This is a genomic window from Solwaraspora sp. WMMA2080, assembly GCF_027497395.1.
Taxonomy (GTDB): Bacteria; Actinomycetota; Actinomycetes; order Mycobacteriales; family Micromonosporaceae; genus Micromonospora_E.
Genome location: NZ_CP114910.1, coordinates 3,639,076 through 3,664,236, shown reverse-complemented (window position 1 = coordinate 3,664,236; position 25,161 = coordinate 3,639,076). Strand labels below are relative to the sequence as shown.

Annotated in this window: 18 protein-coding genes; 9 read left to right on the top strand and 9 right to left on the bottom strand. The window is 71.1% G+C overall.

Features of this window, described 5'->3' with window-relative positions; translation table 11 throughout:
- Positions 1-21 precede the first annotated feature (21 nt).
- Positions 22-225 carry a cold-shock protein gene (locus tag O7543_RS16745; protein WP_067305333.1) on the top strand — a complete coding sequence of 68 codons (204 nt, stop codon included), beginning with the start codon at positions 22-24 and terminating at the stop codon, positions 223-225.
- Between the two features lie 416 nt (positions 226-641).
- Positions 642-2,264 carry a chaperonin GroEL gene (groL, locus tag O7543_RS16740; protein ID WP_281552971.1) on the top strand — a complete coding sequence of 541 codons (1,623 nt, stop codon included), beginning with the start codon at positions 642-644 and terminating at the stop codon, positions 2,262-2,264.
- Positions 2,265-2,403: 139 nt separating this feature from the next.
- Here groL and O7543_RS16735 read toward each other — a convergent pair whose 3' ends face one another.
- Positions 2,404-4,860, bottom strand: coding sequence for a S8 family serine peptidase (locus O7543_RS16735; protein ID WP_281555394.1), 2,457 nt, complete (start codon positions 4,858-4,860; stop codon positions 2,404-2,406).
- Between the two features lie 107 nt (positions 4,861-4,967).
- Here O7543_RS16735 and O7543_RS16730 point away from each other — a divergent pair, with 107 nt between their 5' ends.
- Positions 4,968-6,803: a glycerol-3-phosphate dehydrogenase/oxidase gene (locus O7543_RS16730; protein WP_281552972.1), complete on the top strand. Its 1,836-nt coding sequence runs from the start codon at positions 4,968-4,970 to the stop codon at positions 6,801-6,803.
- A gap of 25 nt (positions 6,804-6,828) precedes the next feature.
- Here the strand turns inward: O7543_RS16730 and O7543_RS16725 are convergent, their stop codons facing one another.
- Complete coding sequence (locus O7543_RS16725) at positions 6,829-8,238, bottom strand: FAD-linked oxidase C-terminal domain-containing protein (protein ID WP_281552973.1); 1,410 nt, start codon at positions 8,236-8,238, stop codon at positions 6,829-6,831.
- Positions 8,239-8,337: 99 nt separating this feature from the next.
- Between O7543_RS16725 and O7543_RS16720 the strand changes: the two genes are divergently transcribed.
- Together O7543_RS16720 and O7543_RS16715 are read left to right on the top strand one after the other, a co-directional pair.
- Entirely contained in the window at positions 8,338-9,504 is a 1,167-nt protein-coding gene (locus O7543_RS16720) for an FUSC family protein (RefSeq protein ID WP_281552974.1), read from the top strand.
- 53 nt (positions 9,505-9,557) lie between these two features.
- The gene (locus tag O7543_RS16715) at positions 9,558-11,237 is read left to right on the top strand and encodes a PrsW family glutamic-type intramembrane protease (RefSeq protein WP_281552975.1); all 1,680 of its coding nucleotides are present in this window, start codon (positions 9,558-9,560) and stop codon (positions 11,235-11,237) included.
- An 18-nt stretch (positions 11,238-11,255) separates the two neighbouring features.
- On the opposite strand, the gene O7543_RS16710 is transcribed toward O7543_RS16715, so the two are convergent.
- The 3 genes from O7543_RS16710 to O7543_RS16700 form a co-directional block, all read right to left on the bottom strand.
- Positions 11,256-12,299 carry a helix-turn-helix domain-containing protein gene (locus O7543_RS16710; protein WP_281552976.1) on the bottom strand — a complete coding sequence of 348 codons (1,044 nt, stop codon included), beginning with the start codon at positions 12,297-12,299 and terminating at the stop codon, positions 11,256-11,258.
- Between the two features lie 520 nt (positions 12,300-12,819).
- Positions 12,820-13,974, bottom strand: coding sequence for a helix-turn-helix transcriptional regulator (locus O7543_RS16705; protein WP_281552977.1), 1,155 nt, complete (start codon positions 13,972-13,974; stop codon positions 12,820-12,822).
- Positions 13,975-14,368: 394 nt separating this feature from the next.
- Positions 14,369-15,634, bottom strand: a complete 1,266-nt coding sequence (locus tag O7543_RS16700; protein WP_281552978.1) for a helix-turn-helix transcriptional regulator — start codon at positions 15,632-15,634, stop codon at positions 14,369-14,371.
- Between the two features lie 366 nt (positions 15,635-16,000).
- Between O7543_RS16700 and O7543_RS16695 the strand changes: the two genes are divergently transcribed.
- Together O7543_RS16695 and O7543_RS16690 are read left to right on the top strand one after the other, a co-directional pair.
- Positions 16,001-16,672, top strand: coding sequence for a hypothetical protein (locus tag O7543_RS16695; RefSeq protein WP_281552979.1), 672 nt, complete (start codon positions 16,001-16,003; stop codon positions 16,670-16,672).
- A 403-nt stretch (positions 16,673-17,075) separates the two neighbouring features.
- The gene (locus O7543_RS16690) at positions 17,076-18,125 is read left to right on the top strand and encodes a hypothetical protein (RefSeq protein ID WP_281552980.1); all 1,050 of its coding nucleotides are present in this window, start codon (positions 17,076-17,078) and stop codon (positions 18,123-18,125) included.
- A gap of 360 nt (positions 18,126-18,485) precedes the next feature.
- Here the strand turns inward: O7543_RS16690 and O7543_RS16685 are convergent, their stop codons facing one another.
- The 3 genes from O7543_RS16685 to O7543_RS16675 form a co-directional block, all read right to left on the bottom strand.
- Positions 18,486-19,229, bottom strand: a complete 744-nt coding sequence (locus tag O7543_RS16685) for a transposase (RefSeq protein WP_281552981.1) — start codon at positions 19,227-19,229, stop codon at positions 18,486-18,488.
- Positions 19,172-20,209 (bottom strand): ISAs1 family transposase, encoded by a 1,038-nt coding sequence (locus tag O7543_RS16680; protein WP_281552982.1) that lies wholly within the window; start codon positions 20,207-20,209, stop codon positions 19,172-19,174. Before O7543_RS16680 ends, O7543_RS16685 begins: the two co-directional genes overlap by 58 nt.
- A 315-nt stretch (positions 20,210-20,524) precedes the next feature.
- The gene (locus tag O7543_RS16675; protein WP_123605868.1) at positions 20,525-20,863 is read right to left on the bottom strand and encodes a co-chaperone GroES; all 339 of its coding nucleotides are present in this window, start codon (positions 20,861-20,863) and stop codon (positions 20,525-20,527) included.
- A 121-nt stretch (positions 20,864-20,984) separates the two neighbouring features.
- On the opposite strand from O7543_RS16675, the gene O7543_RS16670 reads away from it, so the two are divergent.
- Positions 20,985-22,328: an AI-2E family transporter gene (locus O7543_RS16670; RefSeq protein WP_348650018.1), complete on the top strand. Its 1,344-nt coding sequence runs from the start codon at positions 20,985-20,987 to the stop codon at positions 22,326-22,328.
- A 46-nt stretch (positions 22,329-22,374) separates the two neighbouring features.
- On the opposite strand, the gene O7543_RS16665 is transcribed toward O7543_RS16670, so the two are convergent.
- Positions 22,375-24,516, bottom strand: a complete 2,142-nt coding sequence (locus tag O7543_RS16665) for an ATP-dependent DNA helicase (RefSeq protein WP_348650017.1) — start codon at positions 24,514-24,516, stop codon at positions 22,375-22,377.
- A 121-nt stretch (positions 24,517-24,637) separates the two neighbouring features.
- On the opposite strand from O7543_RS16665, the gene O7543_RS16660 reads away from it, so the two are divergent.
- Positions 24,638-25,144 carry a DUF402 domain-containing protein gene (locus tag O7543_RS16660; RefSeq protein WP_281552984.1) on the top strand — a complete coding sequence of 169 codons (507 nt, stop codon included), beginning with the start codon at positions 24,638-24,640 and terminating at the stop codon, positions 25,142-25,144.
- The last annotated feature ends 17 nt before the right edge of the window (positions 25,145-25,161 follow it).

The following is a 25,161-nucleotide window of genomic DNA, read 5'->3' as shown; positions in this document are numbered from 1 at the left end:
ACAGAAGTGAGGAAGTGCACCGTGGCGCAGGGCACCGTGAAGTGGTTCAACAGCGAGAAGGGCTACGGTTTCATCGCGGTCGACGGGGGGCAGGACGTCTTCGTCCACTTCTCCGCGATCGAGATGGACGGCTACAAGGCGCTCGACGACGGGCAGCGCGTCGAGTTCGAGATCGCTCAGGGGCAGAAGGGTCCTCAGGCGGAGAGGGTCCGGGTCATCGCCTAGTCGACACAGTCTGCGTACCCGCAAGGCGTCGGTTCTCCTGGTGGAGCCGGCGCCTTTCATCGTCTCGCCGCCCGGCGATCCTGCTCACCTGATCCTGACCGCGACCGCTGTCGGCGGCCGTGCGGCCCGAAGGGGTACGTCGGGCCGGCAAGTTGCTGTTCGCTTGCACTCGACAGGGGAGAGTGCTAAACAAGGATTGGCACTCGCCAACCGGGAGTGCCAAAGGTCGGGGCGGTGGGGCCACCGCCGTCGTCCCGCTTCGCGGGGTGGCGGAGATGGCCGGTCGTCGCGGGCTATCCGGCCCGGCCGGCGGACGTCACTGTCGTCAGGTAGCGACGTCCGAAGGTGCGTAGAGCAGGCGGCATGGCGGAGCTGACCGGCTCCGGTGCTGCGAGCGTCCAGGAGGACAACGCCGTATGGCCAAGATGATCGCGTTCGACGAAGAGGCGCGCCGCGGTCTCGAGCGGGGTATGAACACCCTCGCCGACGCCGTCAAGGTGACGCTGGGCCCGAAGGGCCGCAACGTCGTGCTCGAAAAGAAGTGGGGCGCCCCCACCATCACCAACGATGGTGTGAGCATCGCCAAGGAGATCGAGCTCGAGGACCCGTACGAGAAGATCGGCGCCGAGCTGGTCAAGGAGGTCGCCAAGAAGACCGACGACGTGGCCGGTGACGGCACGACGACGGCGACCGTCCTGGCCCAGGCCCTGGTCCGCGAGGGCCTGCGCAACGTCGCGGCCGGCGCGAACCCGATGGCCCTGAAGCGGGGCATCGAGGCCGCCGTGTCCAGCGTCGCGGAGGAGCTGAGCAAGCTCGCCAAGGACGTGGAGACCAAGGAGCAGATCGCGTCCACCGCGTCGATCTCCGCCGGTGACTCCAGCGTCGGCGAGATCATCGCCGAGGCGATGGACAAGGTCGGCAAGGAAGGCGTCATCACCGTCGAGGAGAGCAACACCTTCGGCCTGGAGCTCGAGCTCACCGAGGGTATGCGCTTCGACAAGGGCTACATCTCGCCCTACTTCTGGACCGACCCGGAGCGGATGGAGGCCGTCCTCGACGACCCCTACATCCTGATCGTCAACAGCAAGATCTCCTCGGTCAAGGATCTGCTCCCGATCCTGGAGAAGATCATGCAGTCGGGCAAGCCGCTGCTGATCATCGCCGAGGACGTCGAGGGCGAGGCGCTGGCCACCCTGATCGTCAACAAGGTGCGCGGCACCTTCAAGTCGGTTGCCGTCAAGGCTCCCGGCTTCGGTGACCGCCGCAAGGCGATGCTGACCGACATCTCGATCCTCACCGGCGGCCAGGTCGTCAGCGAGGAGCTCGGCCTGAAGCTCGACGCGGTGACCATCGACATGCTGGGCCGGGCCCGCAAGGTCCAGGTGACCAAGGACGAGACCACGGTCGTCGACGGTGCCGGCGACGCCGAGCAGATCCAGGGCCGGGTCAACCAGATCCGGGCCGAGATCGAGAAGAGCGACTCCGACTACGACCGTGAGAAGCTGCAGGAGCGGCTGGCCAAGCTGGCCGGTGGCGTCGCGGTGATCAAGGTCGGCGCGGCCACCGAGGTGGAGCTCAAGGAGCGCAAGCACCGCATCGAGGACGCGGTGCGCAACGCCAAGGCAGCCGTCGAGGAGGGCATCGTCCCTGGTGGTGGCGTCGCCCTGGTGCAGGCCGGCAAGACCGCCTTCGACAAGCTCGACCTGGTCGGCGACGAGGCGACCGGCGCGCAGATCGTGAAGATCGCGCTGGACGCCCCGCTGCGGCAGATCGCCGTCAACGCCGGCCTCGAAGGCGGCGTCGTGGTGGAGAAGGTCCGCAACCTGGAGGCCGGCCACGGCCTCAACGCCGCCAACGGCGACTACGTGGACCTGCTGCAGGCGGGCATCATCGACCCGGCCAAGGTGACCCGGTCGGCGCTGCAGAACGCCTCGTCGATCGCGGCGCTGTTCCTGACCACCGAGGCCGTGGTGGCGGACAAGCCGGAGAAGACCCCGGCTCCGGCGGGTGCGCCGGGCGGCGGCGAGATGGACTTCTGAGTCCAGCCACGCCGCAGTAGCGACAAGAAGGTAGCGACAAGACCGCAGGGCGGTTACCGGGCAGCTTCCCGGTAACCGCCCTGCGGCGTCTCTGCTCCCGCCGGTCAGCCGACCGGTGCGCAGACCGGCCGAGCGCCGATCAGGCGTTGGACCGGGCGGCCTGCACCGCCGCGTACGCGTCGACCAGGCCGGCGCCGGTGAGGTTCGCCGGGTCACCGCAGGTGTCACCGCCCCCGGTGCCGGCCTCGGCGGCGGTCTGCCGCAGGATCCGCGCCGTGCCGTCCAGATCACCGATCAGCTCCGGTTGCGCCGACCACAGCAGCGCCACCACCCCGGCCACCTGCGGGGTCGCCATCGACGTACCGTCCAGCGCCGCGTACCCGCCGCCCGGCATCGCCGACAGGACGTCGGCGCCCGGCGCCACCAGGTCCGGCTTGACGGTGCCGTCCGGTGCCGGGCCCCGGCTGGAGAAGTCGGTGACCTCCCGGTCGGCGTCCACCGCGCCGACGGTCAGCACATCGGTGTACGGGGCCGGTGGGTCGTCGACCGAGCTGCAGAACGGGCCGGTGTTGCCGGCGGCGGCCACCATCATCAGCCCGGCGGCGGCCAGCGCCTCGGTGGCCGGCCGCAACGAACCCAGGTCACAGCCTTCCAGCTCCGGGCAGCCCCAGGAGTTGGTCAGCACGTGCGGGGCGCGCTCCGGTCGCCCGTCGGCGAACGGGTCGCCCCCGGTCGGGAATGGGGCCAGCATGAACTGCAGGCAGTCCAGGTAGCGTGCCGGGTTGCCGAGGTTGCGGTCCAGGTTGACACAGCCGACCCAGGACGCGCCCGGCGCGACCCCGATCGAGGTGTCGCCGACAGCCGAGCCGAGCGTGTGGGTGCCGTGCCCGTTGTTGTCGGTCGGCGTACCGGTGCCGTTCCACGGGTCGAACCAGGAGTCGCCGCCGCCCCGGAACCCGTCCGCGAGCGCCGGGTGGTCGCCGTCCACCCCGGAGTCCGAGGCGCCGACCACGATGCCGGCGCCCTCGACACCAAGCTCCGTCCAGACCCGTTCGGCACCGAGCATGGTGATGTTCCACGGCGGGGTACGCGGAGCGGGCTGGTCGCCCCGTTCGGGCTCGACCGTGGCCGGCAGCGGCCGCAGCTGCTGACTGATCAGCACCCGGTCGACGTCGTCCCGCCGGGTCAGCCAGGGCCGCAGCGCCGGCCCGGCGTCCACCTCTATCGCGTTGACCAGGTAGTACGGCGTGTAGGACAGCCCCCACCCGTCCAGATCGTCGCGCAGGTCGGCCTGGCTGGCCTCGGCGGTGTCGACCAGCCGTTGAAAGACCGTACGGACCCGTTCGTCGCGGGCCTGCGGTCCGGTGCCGCGCGGCACGTCGGACAGGTCGGCCTGCTCCCGCAGCACCACGAACAGCCGTTCGCCGTGCAGTCCCGGCTGCCCGACGGCGAGGTGCACGGCGGCACCGGCCACCGCCAGCACCGCGACGATGGCCACCGCCACCCACCGCAGCGGTCGACCCGCCAGCCGTGGTGGTCGACCCGCCCGCCGCCAACCGAGACCGAAGCCGAGGCCGACACCCAACGCGAGCGCCAGCGCCAGCCCGACGCCGGCACCGACCGCCGCCCAGAACGGCACGTCACGGCCGATGGCCAGGAGCAGCGAGACCTCTTCCGGGTCGAGCAGGGCCAGCGGTCCGGCGGCGGACAGCCCGGCCAGTACGCCGACCGGCGCGCTGGACCGGTCGGCGGCCCAGCCGATCGCCGCAGCCGCGTACCCGATCGGCGGCAGCACCAGGATCGCGGCCAGGTGCCCGCCGGGTTGGCCGATGCCGGCGGCGAGCAGCAGCAGCCCGACCCCGGCGACCGTCCCGCCGAGCAGGATGGTGCGCACCGCCGAGCGCCCCTGCGGGCCGGCACCGATCGCCGTCCAGAACCGGCGGGGCAGCAGTTCGGCGGCGTACCAGCCGATCGCGGCCGCTGCGGCGACGGCGAGTGCCGTCTCCACCGCGCCGCCCAGCGCGCCGACCCACCACCAGGGCAGCAGCATGACCAGCCCGGCCGCGACGGCGAGCAGGACAGCGACCATCCGGTCCGCCTTGCCGGACTGAGCGTGAGCTGGCTCGGCCTGAGCTGACTGAAGCTGACCTGGTTCGGCCGGACCTGGTTCGGCCTCGCTCGGTTCGGCCCGGCGCCGTAGCGCCCGCAGCCCGGCGGCGCCGCCGGCGGCGAGCACGGTGAGCGTTGCCAGGTACAGCTCATGGTGGACGGTCGGTACGGCCCGCAGCAGCCCGAAACCGCCGAGGGCGAACGCGGCGACCAGCCAGGCCCGGCCGGTCGCCCGTACCGCCGGTGACCGGGGCACCAGCGCCAGCAGCATGGTGGGTACGCCGACCAGCAGTGCGTTGCCGAACGCGATCAGCGGCCAGACCACCGCCGGGGTAGGCAGCCCACTGGCCAGCAGGACCTGATCGGTCAGCCAGCCGCCGGCCTGCGCGAACACCGTTACACCGACCGACCAGATCGCGATCGCCACCGCGGCGACCGTCGGCCACACGCTGGCCGGCGGCGGCCCGGCGGCGGCGGACGGCTGCATCGGGTACGGCGGCTGCATCGGGTAGGGCTGACCGGGGTACGGGTAGCCGGGATGACCGGGCGGCTGCGTCATGTCCGTCACCCTAGGCGGCCGGATACGGTGGAGAGGTGCGTGACCCTGCCGTCTCCCGGTACGCCGCCGGCCAACTGTCCGTGACCCGCCGCGCCGCCGATCTGCGCCGCCTACGTGGCGAGCGGTTCGACGTACTGGTGATCGGGGGTGGGGTGACCGGCGTCGGCGCCGCCCTCGACGCCGCGTCGCGCGGTCTCAAGGTGGCGCTGGTCGAGGCCCGCGACTACGCCGCCGGCACGTCCAGCCGGTCCAGCAAACTGATCCACGGCGGGCTGCGCTATCTGGAGCAGCTCGAGTTCGGGCTGGTGCACGAGGCGTTGACCGAGCGTGGGCTGCTGGCCACCCGGATCGCCCCGCACCTGGTCCGGCCGGTGCCGATCCTGGTTCCGCTGCCGCAGGGTGGCGCCAGCGGGCCACGGGCGCTGCCCGGCCGGCTCTGGCGGCGGGCCTACTACGGCACCGGGGTCGCCGCGTACGACGCGTTCGCCGGGGTGTTTGGCGGCGGCCGGGGGATGCCGCTGCACCGGCACCTGTCCCGCGAAGGCACCCGGCGGCTCTTCCCCAGCCTGCGGTCGGACGTCGTCGCCGGCGCCATCCGCTACCACGACGGTCAGGTCGACGACGCCCGGCTGGTGGTCACCCTGGCGCGGACCGCGGCCAGCCTCGGCGCGGCCGTGGTGACCAGCGCCCGCGCCGTCGGCCTGCTGCGCCAGGCCCGCGAGGTGACCGGGGTGCGGGTCCGGGACATGGAGGCCCGGCCCGGCGATCCGGACGCCGAGTTCGAGGTACGCGCCCGTACCGTGATCGCGGCCACCGGCGTGTGGAGCGACGACGTGTCGCGGATGCTCGGCGACGTCGGGGTCCGGCCCGGCCTGCGGGTACGCGCGTCGAAGGGCGTGCATCTGGTGGTGCCCCGGTCGGCGATCACCGGTGAGGCCGGGCTGATCCTGCGTACCGCCACCTCGGTGCTGTTCGTGCTGCCCTGGGGCGGGCACTGGATCATCGGCACCACGGACACCGACTGGCGGCTCGACCGCGCCCACCCGGCCGCCTCCGAGCGCGACATCGGCTACCTGCTCGACCAGGTGAACACGGTGCTGGACCGGCCGTTGACGCCGCGCGACATCGAAGGGGTGTACGCCGGGCTGCGGCCGCTGCTGTCCGGTGAGGCGGACTCGACGTCGCGGCTGTCCCGGGAGCACGCCGTGGTGGAGCCGATGCTGGGTCTGCTGCTGGTGGCCGGTGGCAAGTACACGACGTACCGGGTGATGGCCGCGGACGTGGTGGACCGGGCGGCGGCCCGGCTCGGGGTGAACCGGCCGTCGCGGACCGCCGACCTGCCGCTGCTCGGTGCCGACGGGTTCCCCGCGATGTGGCGGGACCGGGCTGACGTGGCCCGCCGGCATGGCGTCCCGGTCGGGGTGCTGGAGCATCTGCTGGAGCGGTACGGCACCCTGGCGGTGGAGCTGCTGGCGTTGATCGGCGACGATCCGTTGCTGGCCAGTCCGGTGCCCGGCGCACCGGAGTACCTGGCTGCCGAGATCGCGTACGCGGCCCGCGCCGAGGGCGCGTTGCACCTGGACGACGTGCTGACCCGGCGGACCCGCATCTCGATCGAGACACCGCACCGGGGCAACGAGTCGGCCGGGCACGCCGCCGAGGTGATGGGCCGGGTGCTTGGCTGGGACGACGCGGTGCGGGACCGTGAGGTGGAGCACTACCGGGCCCGGGTGGCGGCGGAGCTGCAGTCGCAGCGGATGCCGGACGACGCGACCGCCGACGCGGCGCGCCTCGGCGCGGCGGATGTCCGCGGCTTCGCCGCCGACCGGGGCGTGGACTGGCCGACCGACTCCGACATCACCGCCGGCTGAACATCCGGCTGGCCGGCTGAGCCCGCTAGCCGGCTGAAGGCCAGAGCAGTTTGCCGGGGTTCAGCAGATTCGTCGGGTCCAGCGCCTGCTTGATGGCGCGGTGCACCCGCATGCCGACCGGGCCGATCTCCTCGGCCAGCCAGTCGCGTTTGAGGAGGCCGACGCCGTGCTCGCCGGTGCAGGTGCCGCCCAGGTCCAGCCCGAGCCGCATGATCGCGTCGAAGGCCGCCCGGCCGCGCGTCAGGCTGTCCGGGTCGGCCCGGTCGACCACGATGTTCGGGTGCAGGTTGCCGTCGCCCGCGTGCCCGACGACGCCGATCGGTACGGCGTGTTCGGCGGCGATCGCCTCGACGCCGTCGAGCATCCGGGCCAGCGTCGAGCGGGGCACCGCCACGTCGTCGATGATCAGCCCGCCGTTGCCGGCCGGGAAGGTCCGCGCGGCGAGGCGTTCCATCGCCGGGTGGGCCAGCCGGCGGGCCTGCAGCAGGGCGGCGCCCTCGACCGCGTCGCTGGCGGCGTACACCTCGGCTGCGCCGGCGGCGGTGCACACCTGCGCGATCCGGTCCAGGTCGGTGCCGGCGGCGGTGCCGGTGTCGACCGAGGCGAGCAGCAGCGCGGCCGCGTCGGTGCGTAACCCCATCGGCCGGTACGCCTCGATCGCCTGCAGATGGGTACGGTCCAGCAGTTCCAGCAGGCTGGGGCTGAGTCCGCCGGAGGCGATGCCGGCGACGGCGGTGCCGGCTGCGGCGGTGGAGTCGAAGACGGCGACCAGGGTGAGCGAGGTGTCGGCGGCCGGCCGCAACGCGACGGTCACCTCGGTGATCACCCCGAGGGTGCCTTCGGAGCCGACGAACAGCCGGGTCAGGTCGTAGCCGGCGACCCCCTTGGCGGTACGCCGGCCGGTGCGCAGCACCTCGCCGCTGGCCAGCACCACTTCGAGCCCGATGACGTATTCGCCGGTCACGCCGTACTTGACGCAGCACATGCCGCCGGCGTTGGTGGCCACGTTGCCGCCGATGGTGGACGACTCCCACGAGCCGGGATCCGGCGGGTAGCGCAGCCCGTGCCGGCCCACCTCGGCGGCAAGGGTGGCATTGACCACGCCGGGCTGGACGACGGCGGTGCGGTTGACCGGGTCGACGTCGACGATCCGGTCCATCGCGGCGGTGGAGAGCACCACCGCGCCGTCGACCGCGTTCGCCGCGCCGGCCAGCCCGGTCCGGGCACCCTGCGGCACCACCGGTACGCCGTACCGGTTGGCGACGCCGACGGTGGCGACCACCTCGGCGGTCCTGCGGGGTCGGACCACGACGGCCGGGGTGCCGGCGGCGCACAGGTCGGCCTCGTCGCGCTGGTGGCCGCGCAGCAGGTCGGGGTCGGTGAGCACCGCGCCGTCGGGCAGCGCCGCACGGAGGGCCTCGATGAGGTCGGACATCTTCGCAGGCTAGCCAGCGCGGCACCGGACCGGCCACCTCGGGCGTGACCGGATGGGCAATAACGCCATAAGCCGCAAATTGCTCGGTACGCTGCCCGCATGGCCGACGCCGGGAAGCCACCACGCGCGGCGGCGGCACCCCGCCTCACCGGGCTGCTCACGCTGACCCGTAGCCGGGTCTCCATCGAGGTCCGGGAGCGGTCGGAACGGGTCCGCGCCAACCTCGTACTCGCCCTGCAGGCCGGCCTGGCGGCGGCGCTGGCCTGGTTCATCGCCCGTCGGGTGATCGGCCACCCGCTGCCCTTCTTCGCCCCGATCTCAGCGGTGATCATCCTCAGCGCCTCGATCGGGCAACGGCTGAAACGTGCCGCCGAACTGGTGGTCGGCGTCGCGGTCGGGATCGCCATCGGCGATCTGATCATCATCACCATCGGCACCGGCACCTGGCAGCTGCTGCTGATCGTGCCGCTCGCGGTGATGGTCGCCGTCTTCCTGGGCAGCGGTGCCGCGCTGGTCACCCAGGCCGCGTCGTCCGGGGTGCTGGTCGCCACCCTCACCCCGCAGACAGAGAGCCTCTACCCGGACCGGTTCATCGACGCCCTGGTCGGCGGGCTGATCGGGCTGGTGGTGCTGATCCTGCTGCTGCCGCTCAACCCGCTGGTCATCGTGCGCCGCGCCGCCGACCCGGCGTTGGACGTGCTGTCCGACATGCTGATCCTCAGCGGCAAGGCACTGGCCGGGCGGGACCGCCGTCGGGCCGAGGCCGCATCGAAGCGGCTGCACGATGCGGAGAAGGAGTTGTCCGAGTTCCGGGAGGCGGTCGAGGCGGGACACGAGACGGCGGTCCTGGCGCCGGCGCGCTGGCGGGCCCGCGGCCCGCTGGCCCAGTACGCCGAGAGCGCCGAGTACGTCACCCGAGGGCTGCGTAACTCGCGGGTGCTCACCCGGCGGGTGGTCTCCCTGCTGACCGAGGACGAGCCGGTGCCGTCCGCCCTGCCGGAGGCGGTCTGTCACCTCGGCGACGCGGTGCGCATCCTGCGCCACGAACTCGACACGGGTACCGACCCGGTGCACACCCGGCGGCGGGCGCTGGATGCCGCCCGGTGCGCCGGTGCGGCGTACGACGCCGGGGTGGGGTTCAACGGCAGCGTGGTGGTAGCCCAGGTCAGGGCTACCGCGAGCGACCTGGTCCGGGCCAGCGGGATCGAGGCTGGCACGGTCGAGGAGATGGTCAGTGAGGCGTTCGGGCGCGACGGCCCGGAATGACCGGCCGGGCGACACGCTGCCCGCCGTTGGTTGGTGCTGGCTACGCTAGCCCAATGTCCGACACTGTCCCCGGTGGTCCATCCGGCTCCCGCCCTGCGGCGGATTCGAGCGATCCGACCGAACCGGTGGATGCGGTGTCTCCGCCCGAGCAGCCAGCTCCGGAGACGTCGGCGGAGCCGGTGTCTCCGGCCGACCCGCCAACCGCGGCGGCGTCGGTGGACGGGGTCGTGCCGGCCGGTCGGCTGCGGCGTAGCGTCTGGCTGCGCTGGCTGGCGTTGGCCGGCATCGTGGTGCTGATCGCCGGCTGCGGCGTCGCCATCCTGGTCTACCTCGGCACCGCGCTCGGCCCGGTCGCGTTGACCGTCGGCGTCATCGCGGCGGTGCTGCCCGTACCGGTGCTGGTCGCCTGTTTCCTGTGGCTGGACCGGTACGAACCGGAGCCGGTGCGCTACCTCGCCTTCTGCTTCGCCTGGGGGGCGTTCGTCTCCACGTACGCCTCGCTGAACGTGAACAACTTCTCGGCGGATCTGCTCTACAACCTGGGTTACTCGGAAGCGCTGGTGGCGGTGCTGGTGGCGCCGTTCATCGAGGAGCTGACCAAGACACTCGGGCCGATCCTGCTGCTGCTGACCCGCCGCCGGGAGTGGTCCGGCATCACCGACGGTCTGGTCTACTGTGGCATGTCGGCGATCGGCTTCGCGATGGTGGAGAACATCCTCTACCTCGGCGGATACGGCTACGCGGCCGGCGCCGACCAGTACGGTCCGGCGACCGGCGCGCAGAACGTCTTCGCCATCTTCATCGTCCGGATCCTGTTCACCGGGTTCGCCCACCCGCTGTTCACCTCGATGGCCGGTGTGGGGCTGGGCATCGCCGCCCGTACCGCCGACCGACGCATCCGGGTGCTCGCGCCGACCGCCGGGCTGCTGCTGGCGATGATGCTGCACGGGGCCTGGAACCTGATCCCGACGCTGGTCGAGGCGACCGGACAGACCCTGATCCTGCTGTACGGCTACATCGGGCTGATGGTGCCGATCTTCTTCGGCATGGTCGGCCTGGCGGTGTGGCTGCGCAGCTGGGAAGGGCGGCTGACCGAGCGGGTGCTGCCCGACTACGTCCGGGCCGGCTGGTTCACCCCGCCGGAGGTAGCGGCGTTGGGCAGCCTGGGCCGGCGGCACTCGGCGCGCCGCTGGGCCAGCCGGGTGGCCGGCGAGCCGGGCGTACGGGCGATGCGCGACTTCCAGGCCGCCGCCACCAAGCTGGCGCTGCTGCGCGACGGGCTGCTGCGCGGCCTGGAGAGCAAACCGAAGGAGCTGGCCCGGCACGCCAAGGAGGAGCAGCGGCTGCTGAGCGCGTTGGCCGGCTACCGGCAGGCGTTCGTCGGCCGGGACCCGCAGGCGCCGCACGCGCTGTGGAACGGGGTGGACTACCAGATCGCCTTCCCGGACGGCAGCCAGCGGCAGGTGCCCGCGCCGGATGAGCCGGTGGTGCCGATCCCGGTGGTGCTCACCGCGCCACCGCCGCCACCGCCGCCTCCGCCACCGACGTTCGCCGGCTACCCGGGCTGGCCCGGAGCCGGTCCGGGCACCCCGCCCGGTTACGGCCCACCCCCGTTCTCCGGCTACGGCCCCCCGCCCCCCGGTTACGGTCCACCGCCCCCGTACTCCGGCTATGGCGCACCGCCTCCGCCGGGGTACGGTCCGCCGCCCGGCTACGGCCCACCCCCGGGCTAGCGGGAGGTCAGCAGCGGGTCAGCCCGAGCGCCGTCGCCAGCCGGGCGACGCCGGCGACCTGCGGTCCGTGGCGGGAAATCTCAGCCACGAGGGTACGGGCGGAAGGTCGGGAGCGGATTTCAGCCGGTGCGACGCGGTCCGCCTCGACCACCCACCGTCCCGCCGCCGTGAAGTCGCCGACGTCGAGGTGTGCGCCAGTTCGACGGCCGCCGGGCTGAAGCTCGCCGTACGGTAGTCCTGCCCGTCGCCAACTTGCCCGGCGACGTGGGTAGCCCGACCGAGCAGCTCACTGGCGTTGGCGGTGTCGCCGCAGCCGGCGGCGGCCAACCCGGCCTGCAGCAGCAACGTCCCGTACACCGCCCGGGAACCCGGTCTCGCCTGCCCATCGGTGGATGCGGCGACTCGCTCGGCGGCGTCGATCGCCGTGGTCATCGCCAGCCGGCTCTGGCTCAGCCCGCGCAGCGCCTGGGCGAGCGGCACCGCCGCCGACCCGGCCAGGATCGGATCGCTTCCCGCGGTGGCGAGTGCCCGGTCGGCGGCCAGCCAGGCCAGGTCCGCCTCGCCGATTTTGACCAGCACGAGCGAAGTGACCCGGTACGCCTGCACCAGCAGACCCGTACCATGTTCCGGTCGCGCGCTGTGCAGTCGCCGTGTGGCGTCCAGCAGCTCCGGCACCGTCCGCAGCAGCCGAGGATGGTCCCCGTGCCGGTACGTCGACCAGGCGTGCGCCACCCGCTGCGACACCTCCCCGGCATCGGGTGCCGGCCCGGCCGGCCCGGCGGCGAACACCTCATATCGCGCGAGTGCCGCCCGGACCGCGTCGACACCGACCACCGCGCTGCCGGACTGCGGCTGGCCGGTGTCGCCCAGCAACTCCGTCGGGTCGACCCGCAGCACGTCGGCGACCTGCTGGATCAGCGAGAACCGGTCCAGGGTGCGGACCCCGCGCTCCACCTTCTCCACCCAGCTCTTCGACCGGCCGATCCGGTCGGCGAGCACCTGCTGGGTCATCCGCCGCCGGACCCGCCACAGGGCCACCCGACGCCCGACCACCACACTCACCGCTCACGGCCGGGTGGGCACGGCCACGGCGTCCCCTCCGGGCACACCGCACAGCACCACGACGGACGCACCGGCTCGTGCACCGGCCCACCGCCACCGGCCTGGGGCTTTCTCACCGCAGGTAGTGCCGGCCGGCGTTACCGCCCCGCCGCTCCGCGCGATCGGTCCGCGTCGCCGGCCGACGGTCCGGCGGCGGCACCGTCCGGTCGGCGTACCGCCGCCGACCCGGCACCGGATACACCACATCGACCGGTATGTTCGCACGCTGAAACCATTTTCCGAACACAACGTCCCCCTCGACGAGTGTGGAGGGCGGCGACCCGAGGTGGCTCTCCGTGTCGACCCCGGGCCGCCGCCCAGTGGGCGGGCCCGACGCGCGAAAAGGGCGATCGCGGGTACGGCGTCGGGCCCAGCTGGCAGGTCGCTGATCCACAGGTGATGCGACCTGGTCTTAGCCTGGCCGGCGCTTGGGCGACGGTCTACAGTGTCGCCGTCCGCCAGCGCTGGCTACTGTCCGCCGTCACATTGACGGCTGATGTATCGCGCACAGCTCATCCAACTCGGCGGCCGGCACCCCGACCCGGGCCAGACCTCGGCGTACCCGGTCGACCCGCCACCAGTTCGACGCCGCGACCCGGCCCGAGGTGACCGCCGCCGTGACCTGCGCTATCGACTCGTGCGGGTCCATCGACAGTACGGCCTGGCCGAGATCCAACCGGGCCGACGCGATCCGCCGGGGGCGGCTGCCCTCGGCGAGTAGCCGGGCCAGGACATCGCCGGCCTCGGTGGCGGCGGCCGGATCACCTACCCACGCCAAGGTGGTCGCCACGTACGCTCGGGCTTTGCCCGGGTCGTAGCGGTAGTGGTGCTCGGGCCGGTCCGGCTGGCTCAGCGGCGACACCATCCGCTCCAGCTGGGCCAGTCGTCGCCCGGTGGCAGGTCGGTCGCCGAGCAGCGCCAGCGCCCGCCCGGTCTGTGCGGTCGCCTGCAGCTTGGCGCTGCTGCCGGTCGGAGCGACGGTCTGCGCCCCTTCGGCCAGGGCAAGCGCCGTCGCGGGGTCGCCGGCGGTGAGCGCCTCCCAAGCGTGGGTTTCCAGGCACCATGCACGGATCTCGGCGTGCTCGGTGTGGGCGGCCATTTCGCTGGCGGTGTGCAGATGACCGGCAGCGGCACCGTTTCGCCGTAGGTCGATCAGCACGGTAGCGGTGAGCAGCGACAGCCATCCGCCGGCGACGAGGATCCGTCGGTGCTGGTCCAGGGTCATCCGGCGGCCGGAACCGATCAGGGTGGTGACGTAGGTCAGGTGTCGGCGGACGCGTGGCAGGAGGACGTGCGACGCGGTGACGGGGTAGGCGACGGCAAGTTCGTCGACGGCCGCTTCCAGACCAGCGAGGCTGCTGCTGCTGATGTCGGTGGCCGCGACCCGGCGGGCCAGTTCGGTGGAATCGTGTGCGCCGTCGTCGGTGAGCATCGCGGAGAGCACACCTCCGGCTTCAAGCACGTCGTCGAGCCGATCGGCGACCTCGGGCCGCGGTGTCTTGCGACCGGTTTCCAGATCGTGCAGATATGACTTGGCGTAGTGCGCCTTAGCGGCGAGATCACGCAGCGAGAGCCCGGCCTGCTGACGCAACCGGCGCAAGGTCGACGGCCATCGCGGGTCGATGATGCGGGTCATGCGCGTCACCACCTTGTCAGCTGCCGGGTGGCACCGACCGAAGTACTTCCGGCTCTTGCCGCCACACCAGACGTTACTCCGCGTATCCATCACCACACAGGCTCCTCTCGGCACAGAGCGTGGAGGGCGGCGACCCGAGGTGGCTCTCCGTGTCGACCCCGGGCCGCCGCCCAGCGGGCGGGCCCGACGCGCGAAAAGGGCGATCGCGGGTACGGCGTCGGGCCCAGCTGAGCGGACGGCGGGCCGGGCGGTGTTCCGCTGTGTGATGGTGCGTGACCCGGCACCGCCGTCCTACGTAGAAGGATGCCGAGTTGATCACTGAGAGTGAATGCATGGGTTGTGCCCGTTGTCCGACAGACCCCAAAACCGGTACTCCCGGTGCCGGTTGTGCAGGTCAGGCGGCCTGGCCGTCCATCAGTGCGGCGAGCTTCGCCAGCTCCTGGCCCATCGCCCGACGGCGACTGGTGGTGATCATGCGGACGGTGTCGCGGGCGTACCGCTGGTGTCGCAGCCACACTGGAGCGTCGGCGGCCAGCTCGCTGAGCACCGCCGTTGCCTCCGACCAGTCCCGCAACTCAGCGTGCGCGCGGGCGACGTCGAGCCGGTGTCGCCGCCACGAAGTCTTCTCAGCACCACCACGGCGGACATTGGTCGCCAGGTCAAGAACCCGGCGCGGCTCGCCAGCGACCGCCGCCGCCTCGGCCCGCATCATGTCGACTTTGGTTGACCGCATTCCACCAACGATCGTCAGGTGACCAGCACTGACCGGCCGGCTGCCCAGCCGGGCCGCCGCAGCCGCCGCCGCGTCGAGTTGGGCGACCGCGTCGTCCGGCCGGTTGTCCCGCGCGGAAGCGGCGGCTGCCGCCATCATCAGCCAGCCCCACACCGCGAGTTCATCTGGTGTGGCTCGGGAGATCCGTGGCTCGACGCTGTCAGCGGTGGCGATCGCCAGCCGCTCCGCGTCGGTCAGCCGGCCCTGGCGCAGCAACAGCCATGACATGCGCTTGACCGTCGTCGCGCTGAGCAGCTCGTCGCCGGCAGATGCGGCAGCGTCCTGGGCGGCGTTCACCGCCTGGTAGGCGAGGTCGACCGCGCGTACCTGGATCAACAGGCTGCTGGTCAGGTCATAGGTGCGGGCCAGGGTCCGGTATGCGGCAGGCCTGTTGGCGTCGTCGGCGTTCTCGACGGCGTGCCGGGCTCCGGCGATGAGTGGTGGCAGCACGGCCAACGCTGCGGCGTAGTCGCCCTGGTGGTAGGCGCGGTCCGCCTCGGCGAGCCGTCCCGGGACACCCGCTGCAGGCAACGCCGGCACCTCGTCAGCGATGAGCCCGGCTGGTCCACGGGCCGGGATCAACACCCGACGCAGGTCGAGCAACGCGAGCGGACGATGACCGCGTTCCCGGCGGGCTGCCCCGGTGCTCGCATCCCCGAGCAGAGTCGTCGTCGGCACGCCCAGCGCCCGCGCGATCGCATGCAACGTCGCGATCCGAGGCGTCGTACGCTGATTCGTCTCCAGCTTGCGGATCGTCTCGGTGCTCACTCCGGCCGCTGCCGCGAGCTGTTCCTGAGTGATCGACTGCCGGCGCCTGACCTGCGCGATGTTGTCGCCGATGGTGGCCATCGGGTAGCCCTTCCCCGTCAACGGTCTGGACAGTGGCACACCAGCCCACGATCCCCGGCATACCACCACACCAGACGGTACTCCGTACCTCCGACACCCTTCCAGAACCGCCGATAGCCGTCTCCGAGATCAACTTGATCCCTTGCTCCAACAGCTTGCCCCGTGCGCGCACCGCCCGGTCAGCCGCTACCCTGGGAGCAGCAGCTGTCTTCGATCTTGTAGTTTTCACAGAGACATGATCAATAGCGGCTACGTCTATGTTGTACCACTTCTGCTGACCCGTCCTTCCTGGTCACAGCCCGAATGGACGGCTGCCGTACTGGTCGAAGTCTCGACAGGCATTGCGTTGCGGTCAAAGGTGCAGTACCTTCAGTGTCAGGCGTCGATGTTGGGAGGGCACAGAGAATGAGTTTCCGTGCTATCTGGAAATCGAATTTCTGGCCGATGGCCGCCGCGTTGGCATTGTTAGTTACGGCAACACTTATTGTCGCTATTGATCCATCTGTTGCTTCGGCTCATTCGCGGAAGGTAATTGAATCTCCGTTCGGCCTGGTAGGCTTTGATGCAAAAGTTGCGCGTGCGCACGGCTACGAAGTCGTGACCCTACCCGACGGATCCCTTGCATCCGTGCCGGTGGCGAAAGCTGCTGCCGCACGAGCCGGCACCTACGTTCCGGTTAGCGGAATCCTTGAGCCTGTAAAGAACTCTTCCGGCCCGTCGACAAACGACTACCAGGAACTCCCCGGTGAGTGCGGAAGCTCATACGTCTCCCTGAATTCGACGGGAAATCAGAAAGCAAATCTGGGCACGGGATTCTTTATCAGTAACTCTGGGGCTGGCCTTCCTTGGCAGGTGAGCTGGCATGTGGCTATCGTGGACAATGGCGGCTCTTCGCAGCAAAACTACAGTGAAGGAGGTGGCCACCTGGCCGGCGTCGCCTGGATTGGTCACACCCGGGTGCTTGGCCTCACTCGCGGCTACGCCACCGCTAAGGTGACTACCGGGAGTTTCACCATAACGACACATGGCTGGATCTGTTTCTCGGCTGGGCCACAGGTTACAGAGTTCATCTCATAATCTCTGCTCAGTATAGAGCGATTGATGGACTTTACGTTGTTGCCGTTGGAGCGATACTGCGGCGCAAGGCAACGTTCTGCCGTCCTCCGCGAGGGCGGCAGGACGCGCGTCCTCCGCAGCACGCAGCGTGACATAACCACCAATATTGTTCATCGGACCGCTCGGCCTGGCCAACCTCACCTGGATCAGCAGCCGAGTCCGCCACAGCGGCCTCGACCAGACAGGACCATCACCCTGCCAGGCAGCCCCGCCCACTACCCGGATGAAGCCGATAACTACCTGCCGTCACGCACCTCAAGAAGGCCCTGGATGAGGGGGCTCACTCAGTCGACAGCTCCCGCCCGAGCCGGCAGTCACCACGAGATCGACGGTCTTGAGGACTACGTCTGCCATACTGTGAGGTATGGATAGACGGAATCCGTGGCTTGTCCGAGTACTGGCAGCCGATCACCACGAAGCCGCCCGAACCCAGATCATCGCCGCCGACCTACCCATCTTTGTGTTATCCGAGGTCGTTCAGTCGACACCCGCGCAGGTGACCAGCTGGGCCGGTGCCGAAGGGGTCGTCACCTCTGTACGAGTCCTTCACGACTTGGGCCAGCGGGGCGACGAGAATCCGGCAGTGGTAGTGGCGACGTCCCGGCGGGATGGGACTCTAGCAGAGGGCGAATCTCTGCGCTCGCTGCTCGAGCACCATTTGCGCCAGGATGGCGAGCGGATCTCCGCGGTGGAGTGGGCCGAGGCCGACACCGAAGTCGTCGTGGACGGCCGAGCCGTCGCGTCCCACATGCTACGCGCAGGGAGCCGCCGATGGGCTGTCCGGTGCCAGCACGGCGATCTCGAGATCAGCGTCACCGCCCGCGACTGGCATCCCGGTACGATCAAGATCGAGGCGGTAGCTGATGTGCCAGCCTTCCTTGCGCTAGCCCTCCCCGCCCTGCCGCCGTCAATGTCACCGACACCTGCAGAAGAGGTTGTGCCGTCAGACACGCTGAGGCAGGACCCGCATCGCGCGCTCGTGGATGTGAACCTGGCGCTCAGCAGCCAGACGTACCGATGGTTGACGGACGGTGGGGACGCTCCAGAACAGATTCCTCAGCTCTCAGCATTGTGGCAAGCGGCCGCACACCGGCAGATGACCCTCACCAACCAATCCGAAGCCGAGGCTCTGGCCGTGGTGACGACGATCGTGGCGCAGTTGAACAACCTTTATCACAATGTTGAATGGTTCCGGGACGACCCGCGACTGCGTGAGAGGGCTACGTCGGAGACGCTCCTGTACTGGACTCAACTCGACACGGAAGTGGCCAGCAGTCGGGCACAGCGCGCGTGGCGCGACCTTCAGGTCGGCTCGCTGCCGGGAAATTACGGGGAGGTGACTTCCCACGCCGCTACCAGCAGGACCTGGCAAGACGCCTGGCGGACGTGGGTTTTAGCCGCTAACACGAAATGATCCGATGCGACAAGGGTGCCGTTGGTTATAATCCGCCTGGAGGGCAATCGTGCAAATTGCCACCGCAAACCAATGCTTCCTCGGCCGTCCTCGCGCTACAGGAACACGAGAACGTCGACTGGGAAGCGGTATGGTGCTGATGTGGTCAAGGGAGTCCTTCGTGTGATGGGCAATGTTGACTGTTGCGCGAAGGGCGGCATCAACCTCGATTCGTCAGAGGGGTTTGGTCCCTGCCTGACCGTTTCGGCTTGACTGTTTTGTCCTCTTGTGGGTGTACGGGCCGGCCGCGGCTCGCTGCGGGCGCGCCGGGTCTCCGGTCCCGGGGCTTGCCTTTCTGCTGGTAGGGGCAGGTTGGGTGGGTCAGGTGGTCAGCGGCAGGTGCAGGCGTTGCCAGCCGATCAGGAACGCGTCGGCCCAGGGCCAGGTGTCGGGGATGGACAGTGTTCGGCGGCGGGCGTGGGTGGTGAGTTTCGCGGGTAGGTGCAGTAGCCGGTAGCGCAGGGTGTCGGGTTCGGCGTGGGCGAGATCGGGTTGGTCGTGCAGGCCGAGTAGCCGGGTCCAGGCGGCCAGGTCGGCGGCGATGTTCGCGGCGAGGATCCAGCCGCGGTTGACGGTCCAGGACTTGCTGGGCAAGTTCCGCAGGCCCATGGCCTTGTTCGTTCGTACCTGGTCTTCCACGCCGGCGTGGGAGCGGTGCGGGGCGTCGAGCCACTGCGGGTGGTGCGAGCCGGGCACGCCGCCGATCCGACCGATGTTGGTGGCCACGATCGCGTACCGCCAGCCGGTCTTCTTCTCCAGGTCGGTGAGTTTCTTGGCGTGCCGGGCGGCCGGGCGGGTGCGCCGCGCGAGCAGCCGCAGCCCGGCGGGCCAGCCGCCGAGGCGGGTGTTGAGGCCGGTCAGTTCGGCGACCTGCGCGGTGTCGGTGGCGGTCCCGTCCTGACGCAGGCTGCTGTCCCAGGCCCGCTCGGGCAGGGCGGCGATCGCGATCTCGTCGGCGTCGGTGATTGTCCATCCGACGGTGAAGCGCACCGTGCGCCACAGCCGGTTCATCTGCTCCAGGTGGTGTAGCAGGTCGTGGGTGGCTCCAGCGCCGTCGACCCGCACGAGGATCCTGCGCCGGTACTTCGGGGGAACAGGGTGTCGTCGCAGCCGGTGACGCGGATCGTGCGGCGTTCGGTGCGTCCGTGTCCGCGATCGGCGTCGACGTCGGTCCGGTCGGCGAACTCGGTGTCGGTGCCGGACAGCAACGTGTGGGCGGCGCGCAGGGCGAGCGGCTGGTTGCCCTTCAGGATCAGCATGTAGTGGGCGTTCAGGGTGTCGGTGATCAGCCGGGCGGTTTTCCTGGTGGTGTGCAGGGCGTCCAGGGTGAGGAGCATGCCGGCGACGTCGAGCTGTGTGAGTAGGTCCTCGGTCGCGGTGGCCTCGCCGCGTTTGTCGGCGACCTGGCGTTGGCCCAGGATCACGGCACGGTCGTGGGTGACGGCGGCGACCAGGAACACCTGTCCGGTGGGGGTGCGGGTGCCGTGCAGCAGTTTCCCGTCGATCGCGGCGGCGGGCAGCAGTCCGGCCGGTGCCGGGTGGGTGCGCGTCCGGGTGGCGGCGCGGCGTTGTTCGCGTTCGGTGGGTTCGTCGACGCTGGTGGGGATCCGTGGGGCCGGGGCGTCGCCGCGTGCCACGTCCGCGGCGTAGCCGCAGGTCGCCGTGTCGAGGGCGTCGCCGTCGACGGCGGCCAGGACCCGCCGGAAGGTCCGTTCGCTCGGGACGAGGTAGCGGCTGGTCAGTGGGTCACGGCGGGCGCCGAGGCGGTGCAGGACGTCCTGTGGGGTCCGGGCTGCCCACTGCCGGATCGCGGTCAGGCTGTCGTTGCCGGCGACGAGGGTGGCACACGCGGTCAGGACCAGGATCACCAGCAGCGGATGGCGCCGTCCGCGCGGCCGGCGGGGGTCCGGCACCCGGGCCAGGCGTGCTACCAGGGGCGACGCCATCGACAAGGGATCGGCCGGGCCGGTGGAGAGTTCGGCTTCCCACAGCGCCAGATCGGCGAGGTGGTCAACAACGGGGTCGGTCAGGGAAGATGTCGTCACGAGCGCGGCTCCAGCGATGAACTTCGAGGCTAGTCACCCGCAAGATCATCAGGAGTCGCGCTCGTCCCGCAACTCAGCCGACGTCCGATTTCCAACACGGACATAACGACTCAAGCCGGAACAACGCCGGGGCCGTGGGTGACGTCGGCTTTGGTCAGCGTAGGTCGGGGCTGGGCGTTGGCGGCGATCTGAGCGGCGGTGCGGAAGCCGAGCATCGCAACGGCAGCCGGTGCGGTGACGGGTGCGTAGCTGGTGGCGATTCGAGCGAGGGTGGCTGGTGAGTCACAATGACCGCACCGGCGTGGGGCCGTTGAGCTACAGGTAGAGGCCGGTGGAGTCTTCCTCGACCCGCTGGGCGGCCACCGCGTGCACGTCGCGTTCGCGGAGCAGGACGTAGCCCCGGCCGTGCAGCTCGACCTCGGAGCGGTCCTCCGGGTCGAACAGCACCCGGTCGCCGGTGACGATCGAGCGTACGTTCGGTCCGACCCCGACCGTGGTCGCCCAGGACAGTCGCCGGCCCACCGACGCGGTGGCCGGGATCACGATGCCGGCGGTGGAGCGGCGTTCGCCCTCGCCGCCTTCGAGTTTGACCAGCACCCGGTCGTGCAGCAGGCGGATCGGCAAACCGTTGTCGTGTGGTGGGTCGGCGGTCACGACCGAACCGTACCGCGTGCGTGTGCCGGCCGGTCGCGGGTGGGTCGGCCGGATGGTTGCCCGATGCCCGTACGGGGCACATCGGGGAGAGTCCAGGGAGGTAGCGGCAGCAACGACGCACATGTGCCCGCTACCGTGTACGCACCGATACTCGACTCCGGGGGTTCGCTTGAGCCGGCTGCAACAAATGAGAGGGCGGCTACGCCAGGCGTACGAGGCCGGGCGGGAGTCGGTGCGGGCCGCCCGGGAGCGGGAACGGTCCCGCCGGGCCGCCGCGGCCGGTGCCGCCGACGAGCTGGCCGGCGCGGGTGCCGACCCGGGCGCGGAGACCCCGCCGCCGGGCGACGGACATCTGTCGACCACGAGCCGCGACGACGCGGACGTGCCGCACGCGCTACGGATCGCCGCCGCCTGGTCGTGGCGGTTGATCGTGATCGGGATCGTCGGTTGGGCCTTGCTGCGGGTCATCGGCAACGTCCGGATCGTCATCATCCCGGTGCTGGTGGCGTTGTTGCTCGCCGCGCTGCTCGCCCCGGCGGTCGGCTGGCTGCTGCGGGCCCATGTGCCCCGCACCCTGGCCACGGCGGTGGTGCTGATCACCGGGCTGGCCGGGGTGGTCGGCACGCTGACCCTGGTGGTCAACGAGTTCATCACCGGACTGCCGGACCTGAGCGAGAAGGCGTCCAGCGGCATCGGGGAGATCCAGCAGTGGCTGCGCACCGGGCCGCTGAAGCTCGACGACGGCCAGCTCGACCAGTACGTCGAGGCCGGTCAGAACTGGATTACCGAGAACACCCAGACGTTGACCAGCGGCGCGGTCTCCACCGCCGGTACGGTCGTGGAGCTGTTCACCGGTGCGCTGCTGGTGCTGTTCTCGACGTTCTTCTTTCTCCGGGACGGGCAGCGGATCTGGCGGTTCATCGTCGGCATGTTCCCGGTCGCCGCGCGCTGGCGGGTGGACGACGCCGGTAGCGCGGCCTGGACGACCCTGGTCGCCTATGTCCGGGCGACCGTGCTGGTGGCGTTCATTGATGCCGTGGGCATCGGGATCTTCCTGGTGCTGTTCGACATCCCGTTCGCGTTCGCGTTGGCCGCGCTGGTGTTCCTGGGGGCGTTCATCCCGATCGTCGGCGCGACCCTCTCCGGCGCGGTGGCCATCCTGGTGGCCCTGGTGGACAGCGGCTGGGTCACCGCGTTGATCATCCTGGGTGCGGTGATCGCGGTTCAGCAGCTGGAGGGCAACGTCCTGCAGCCGTTGATCATGGGGCGGGCGGTGGCGATCCACCCGCTGGCCGTGGTGCTCGCGGTGACCTCCGGTGTGGTGCTGGCCGGCATCGTCGGCGCGCTGGTCGCCGTACCGCTGATCGCGGTGCTGAACACGGCGGTACGCCGGCTGGCCCGCCGCCGCCACGTCCCGCCGCCGCCACCGCCGGAGTCCGTGGTGATCGGCACCAGCCCACCGTGACCCGACCACAGCCGCCCGGCTGCTGACCCGCCCACCTCGCGGCGGGTCAGCTGGCGGCGAGTCGGCGCAGCGCGCCCTGCACCACCTCGGGCCGGGTGGTGTACCAGAACGGCGGCAGCGAGCGGCGCAGGAACGCACCGTAGCCACGGGCGGTCTCCAGCCGGGAGTCCAGTACCGCCACGACGCCCCGGTCACCGGTGGACCGGATCAGCCGCCCGGCGCCCTGCGCCAGGCGTACCGCCGCGATCGGCACGCTGACCGCCGAGAACCCGGAGCCGCCGGCGGCGTCCACAGCGGCGGCGCGGGCGGCGGCCAGCGGCTCGTCCGGCCGAGGGAACGGCAGCCGGTCGATCACCACCAGCTGGCAGGCGTCGCCGGGCACGTCCACCCCCTGCCACAGCGACATCACGCCGAACAGGCAGCTCGCCCGGTCCTCCCGGAACCGGCGGACCAGCAGCGGCAACGCCTGCTCGCCCTGCACGTGCACGGTCAGCCCGGTCCGGGCCCGGACCAGCTCCGCGGCCTGCTGCGCGGCCCGCCGGGACGAGAACAATCCGAGGGTACGGCCGCCGAGTGTGCCGATCAGCGACAGCAGCTCCTCGCCGGCCTGGGCGGGCAGCCCGGAGACGGTCGGCCGGGGCAGGTGCGCGGCGACGTACAGGATGCCCTGCTTGGGGTAGTCGAACGGGGAACCGACGTCGAGTGAACGCCAGCTGAGATCGTCGGCCGTGACCGCCTCGGCCTTGTCGGTGGCCGGGGTAGCGGTCTCCAGACCCAGCGACCGGGCCACCGTGTCGAACCGCCCGCCGAGGGTCAGGGTGGCGGAGGTGGCCACCACGGTCCGCTCCTCGTAGAGGTGGCTGGACAGGGTGCCGGCCACCGACAGCGGAGCCACCACCAGCGCCCGGCGGTTGGCGGCCGGGCCGTCCGGCTTCTCCACCCAGGCGACGTCGTGTTCGGCCTCGTCGAGCAGCCGTTGGGCGGTCGTGGAGAGCTCGTCCAGCACCGACTTGGCCTGCTGTTTGCGCACCGGGTCCGGGTCGTCGGCCTTGATGTCGCCGATCTTGTCCAGCGCGGCCCGGGTCGCCGACTCCAGCAGGGTGCACGCCTCGTGCAGTGCTGGCGGCAGACCGCTGGTCAGCCGCCCGGCCGGCGACTCGCCCAGCCCGACGGCGAGGGCGTCACCGGCCTCGGTGAGCTGCTCGGCGGTCTCCGGCGGCAGCAGCGGCCGGGCCCGCCGGGCGGCCCGGTCGATCACGTCCGGGGTGAGCTCGGCCTGGGCGGCCGACGAGACCCGGTCGGCCAGCTCGTGGGCCTCGTCGACGATCAGCAGCTTGTGCGGCGGCACGATGTGCCGGCCGGCGAGCATGTCGACGGCGAGCAGGCTGTGGTTGGTGACGACCACATCGGCCTCGCGGGCCCGGAACCGGGACGCCTCGGCGAAGCATTCCTCGCCGTACGGGCAGCGGGCCGCCCCGACGCATTCCCGGGCCGGCATCGACACCTGCCGCCACACCTGGTCGTCGACGCCGGGATCCAGCTCGTCGCGGTCGCCGGTGTCGGTCTCCATCGCCCAGTCGCGCAACCGTTGCACCTGCTTGCCTAGCCGGTTCGCGGCACCCAACCAGCGGGTGCCGCTGCCGCTGCCGCCGCCAGCGTCGCCGCCGTTGTCGCCGGCGGCGTCGAACAGGTCGGTCGGCTCCTCCTCGGCCGAGTCCTCCAGCCGGGCCAGGCACAGGTAGTGGTGCCGGCCCTTGAGGACGGCGAAGGTGGGCCGGCGGCGCAGGATCGGCTCGACCGCGTCGGCGAGCCGGGGCAGGTCGTGCTCGACCAGCTGGGACTGCAGCGCCAGGGTGGCGGTGGAGACCACCACCGGGCCGTCGACGGTCAGCGCTGGTGCCAGGTAGGCCAGCGATTTGCCGGTGCCGGTGCCGGCCTGCACGAGCAGGTGGTGCCGGGTGCGGATGGCGTCGGCGATCGCCGCCGTCATCTCCTGCTGGCCGGGCCTAGCCGCGCCGCCGGGGACCGCGCCGACCGCGGCGGCGAGCAACTGGGCGGCGCTCGGCCGACCGGTGCCGGAGCGGCCGGCCGGGCGCGGCGGGGCCGCCGGAGCGGACGCGGTGCTGGTGGTCGTCGCAGGGGTCACCCGGTGACAGTACCGATCACCACCGTCGTCCTCGGCGGTCATCCACAGCGTGCCGGCCGGTGTTGCCCGGTGACGCCCGGTGACGCCCGGGCGCTGGCGCCGGCACTGGGGCGTCACCTGCACGTTGCCTTCCGGTGGGCGGCCATCCGTTAAGGTGCGACACATGTCCAGCGATGTCGTACGGGTGGTCTATCGCAAGTACGACGGTTCGGCCCACCGGGACTATCCGGCCCGCCGGTTGACTGAGGACGAGGTCGGCGTGTGGCTCGGCGTGCCCCGGGGCACCGAGTCGATCTACCACGGTCGCCCGTCGGTGGAGCAGATCCCGTTCGTCCTGCTGGTGCCGCGTGAGCAGTGGTGGACCTGCATGTTCAACCCGCCGCCGCGCACCAGTGAGGTCTACTGCGACATCGCCAGCCCGGCCCGCTGGGAGGACGAGTCCACCGTACACCTCATTGATCTTGATCTTGATGTGGTGCGGCGTCGGGCGACCGGCCTCGTGGAGCTGCGCGACGAGGACGAGTTCGCCGAGCACCGGGTGCGGTACGGCTACCCGGAGGACGTGGTGGAGTCGGCCTGGGCCGCCGCCCGCTGGTTGCAGGACGCGCTCGGCGACGGCACCGAGCCGTTCGCCTCGGCCTACCGGAAGTGGCTGGCGCTGGTCTGCTGACCCGACCGGCTGGTCGG

What these genes read in the sequence shown, in the direction of transcription:
- groL (WP_281552971.1), top strand. Translation starts at nt 642, where the DNA reads ATGGCCAAGATGATCGCGTTCGACGAAGAGGCGCGCCGCGGTCTCGAG.
- O7543_RS16735 (WP_281555394.1), bottom strand. Translation starts at nt 4,860, where the DNA reads ATGCAGCCGTCCGCCGCCGCCGGGCCGCCGCCGGCCAGCGTGTGGCCG.
- O7543_RS16725 (WP_281552973.1), bottom strand. Translation starts at nt 8,238, where the DNA reads ATGTCCGACCTCATCGAGGCCCTCCGTGCGGCGCTGCCCGACGGCGCG.
- O7543_RS16720 (WP_281552974.1), top strand. Translation starts at nt 8,338, where the DNA reads ATGGCCGACGCCGGGAAGCCACCACGCGCGGCGGCGGCACCCCGCCTC.
- O7543_RS16715 (WP_281552975.1), top strand. Translation starts at nt 9,558, where the DNA reads ATGTCCGACACTGTCCCCGGTGGTCCATCCGGCTCCCGCCCTGCGGCG.
- O7543_RS16705 (WP_281552977.1), bottom strand. Translation starts at nt 13,974, where the DNA reads ATGACCCGCATCATCGACCCGCGATGGCCGTCGACCTTGCGCCGGTTG.
- O7543_RS16695 (WP_281552979.1), top strand. Translation starts at nt 16,001, where the DNA reads ATGAGTTTCCGTGCTATCTGGAAATCGAATTTCTGGCCGATGGCCGCC.
- O7543_RS16690 (WP_281552980.1), top strand. Translation starts at nt 17,076, where the DNA reads ATGGATAGACGGAATCCGTGGCTTGTCCGAGTACTGGCAGCCGATCAC.
- O7543_RS16670 (WP_348650018.1), top strand. Translation starts at nt 20,985, where the DNA reads ATGTGCCCGCTACCGTGTACGCACCGATACTCGACTCCGGGGGTTCGC.
- O7543_RS16665 (WP_348650017.1), bottom strand. Translation starts at nt 24,516, where the DNA reads ATGACCGCCGAGGACGACGGTGGTGATCGGTACTGTCACCGGGTGACC.
- O7543_RS16660 (WP_281552984.1), top strand. Translation starts at nt 24,638, where the DNA reads ATGTCCAGCGATGTCGTACGGGTGGTCTATCGCAAGTACGACGGTTCG.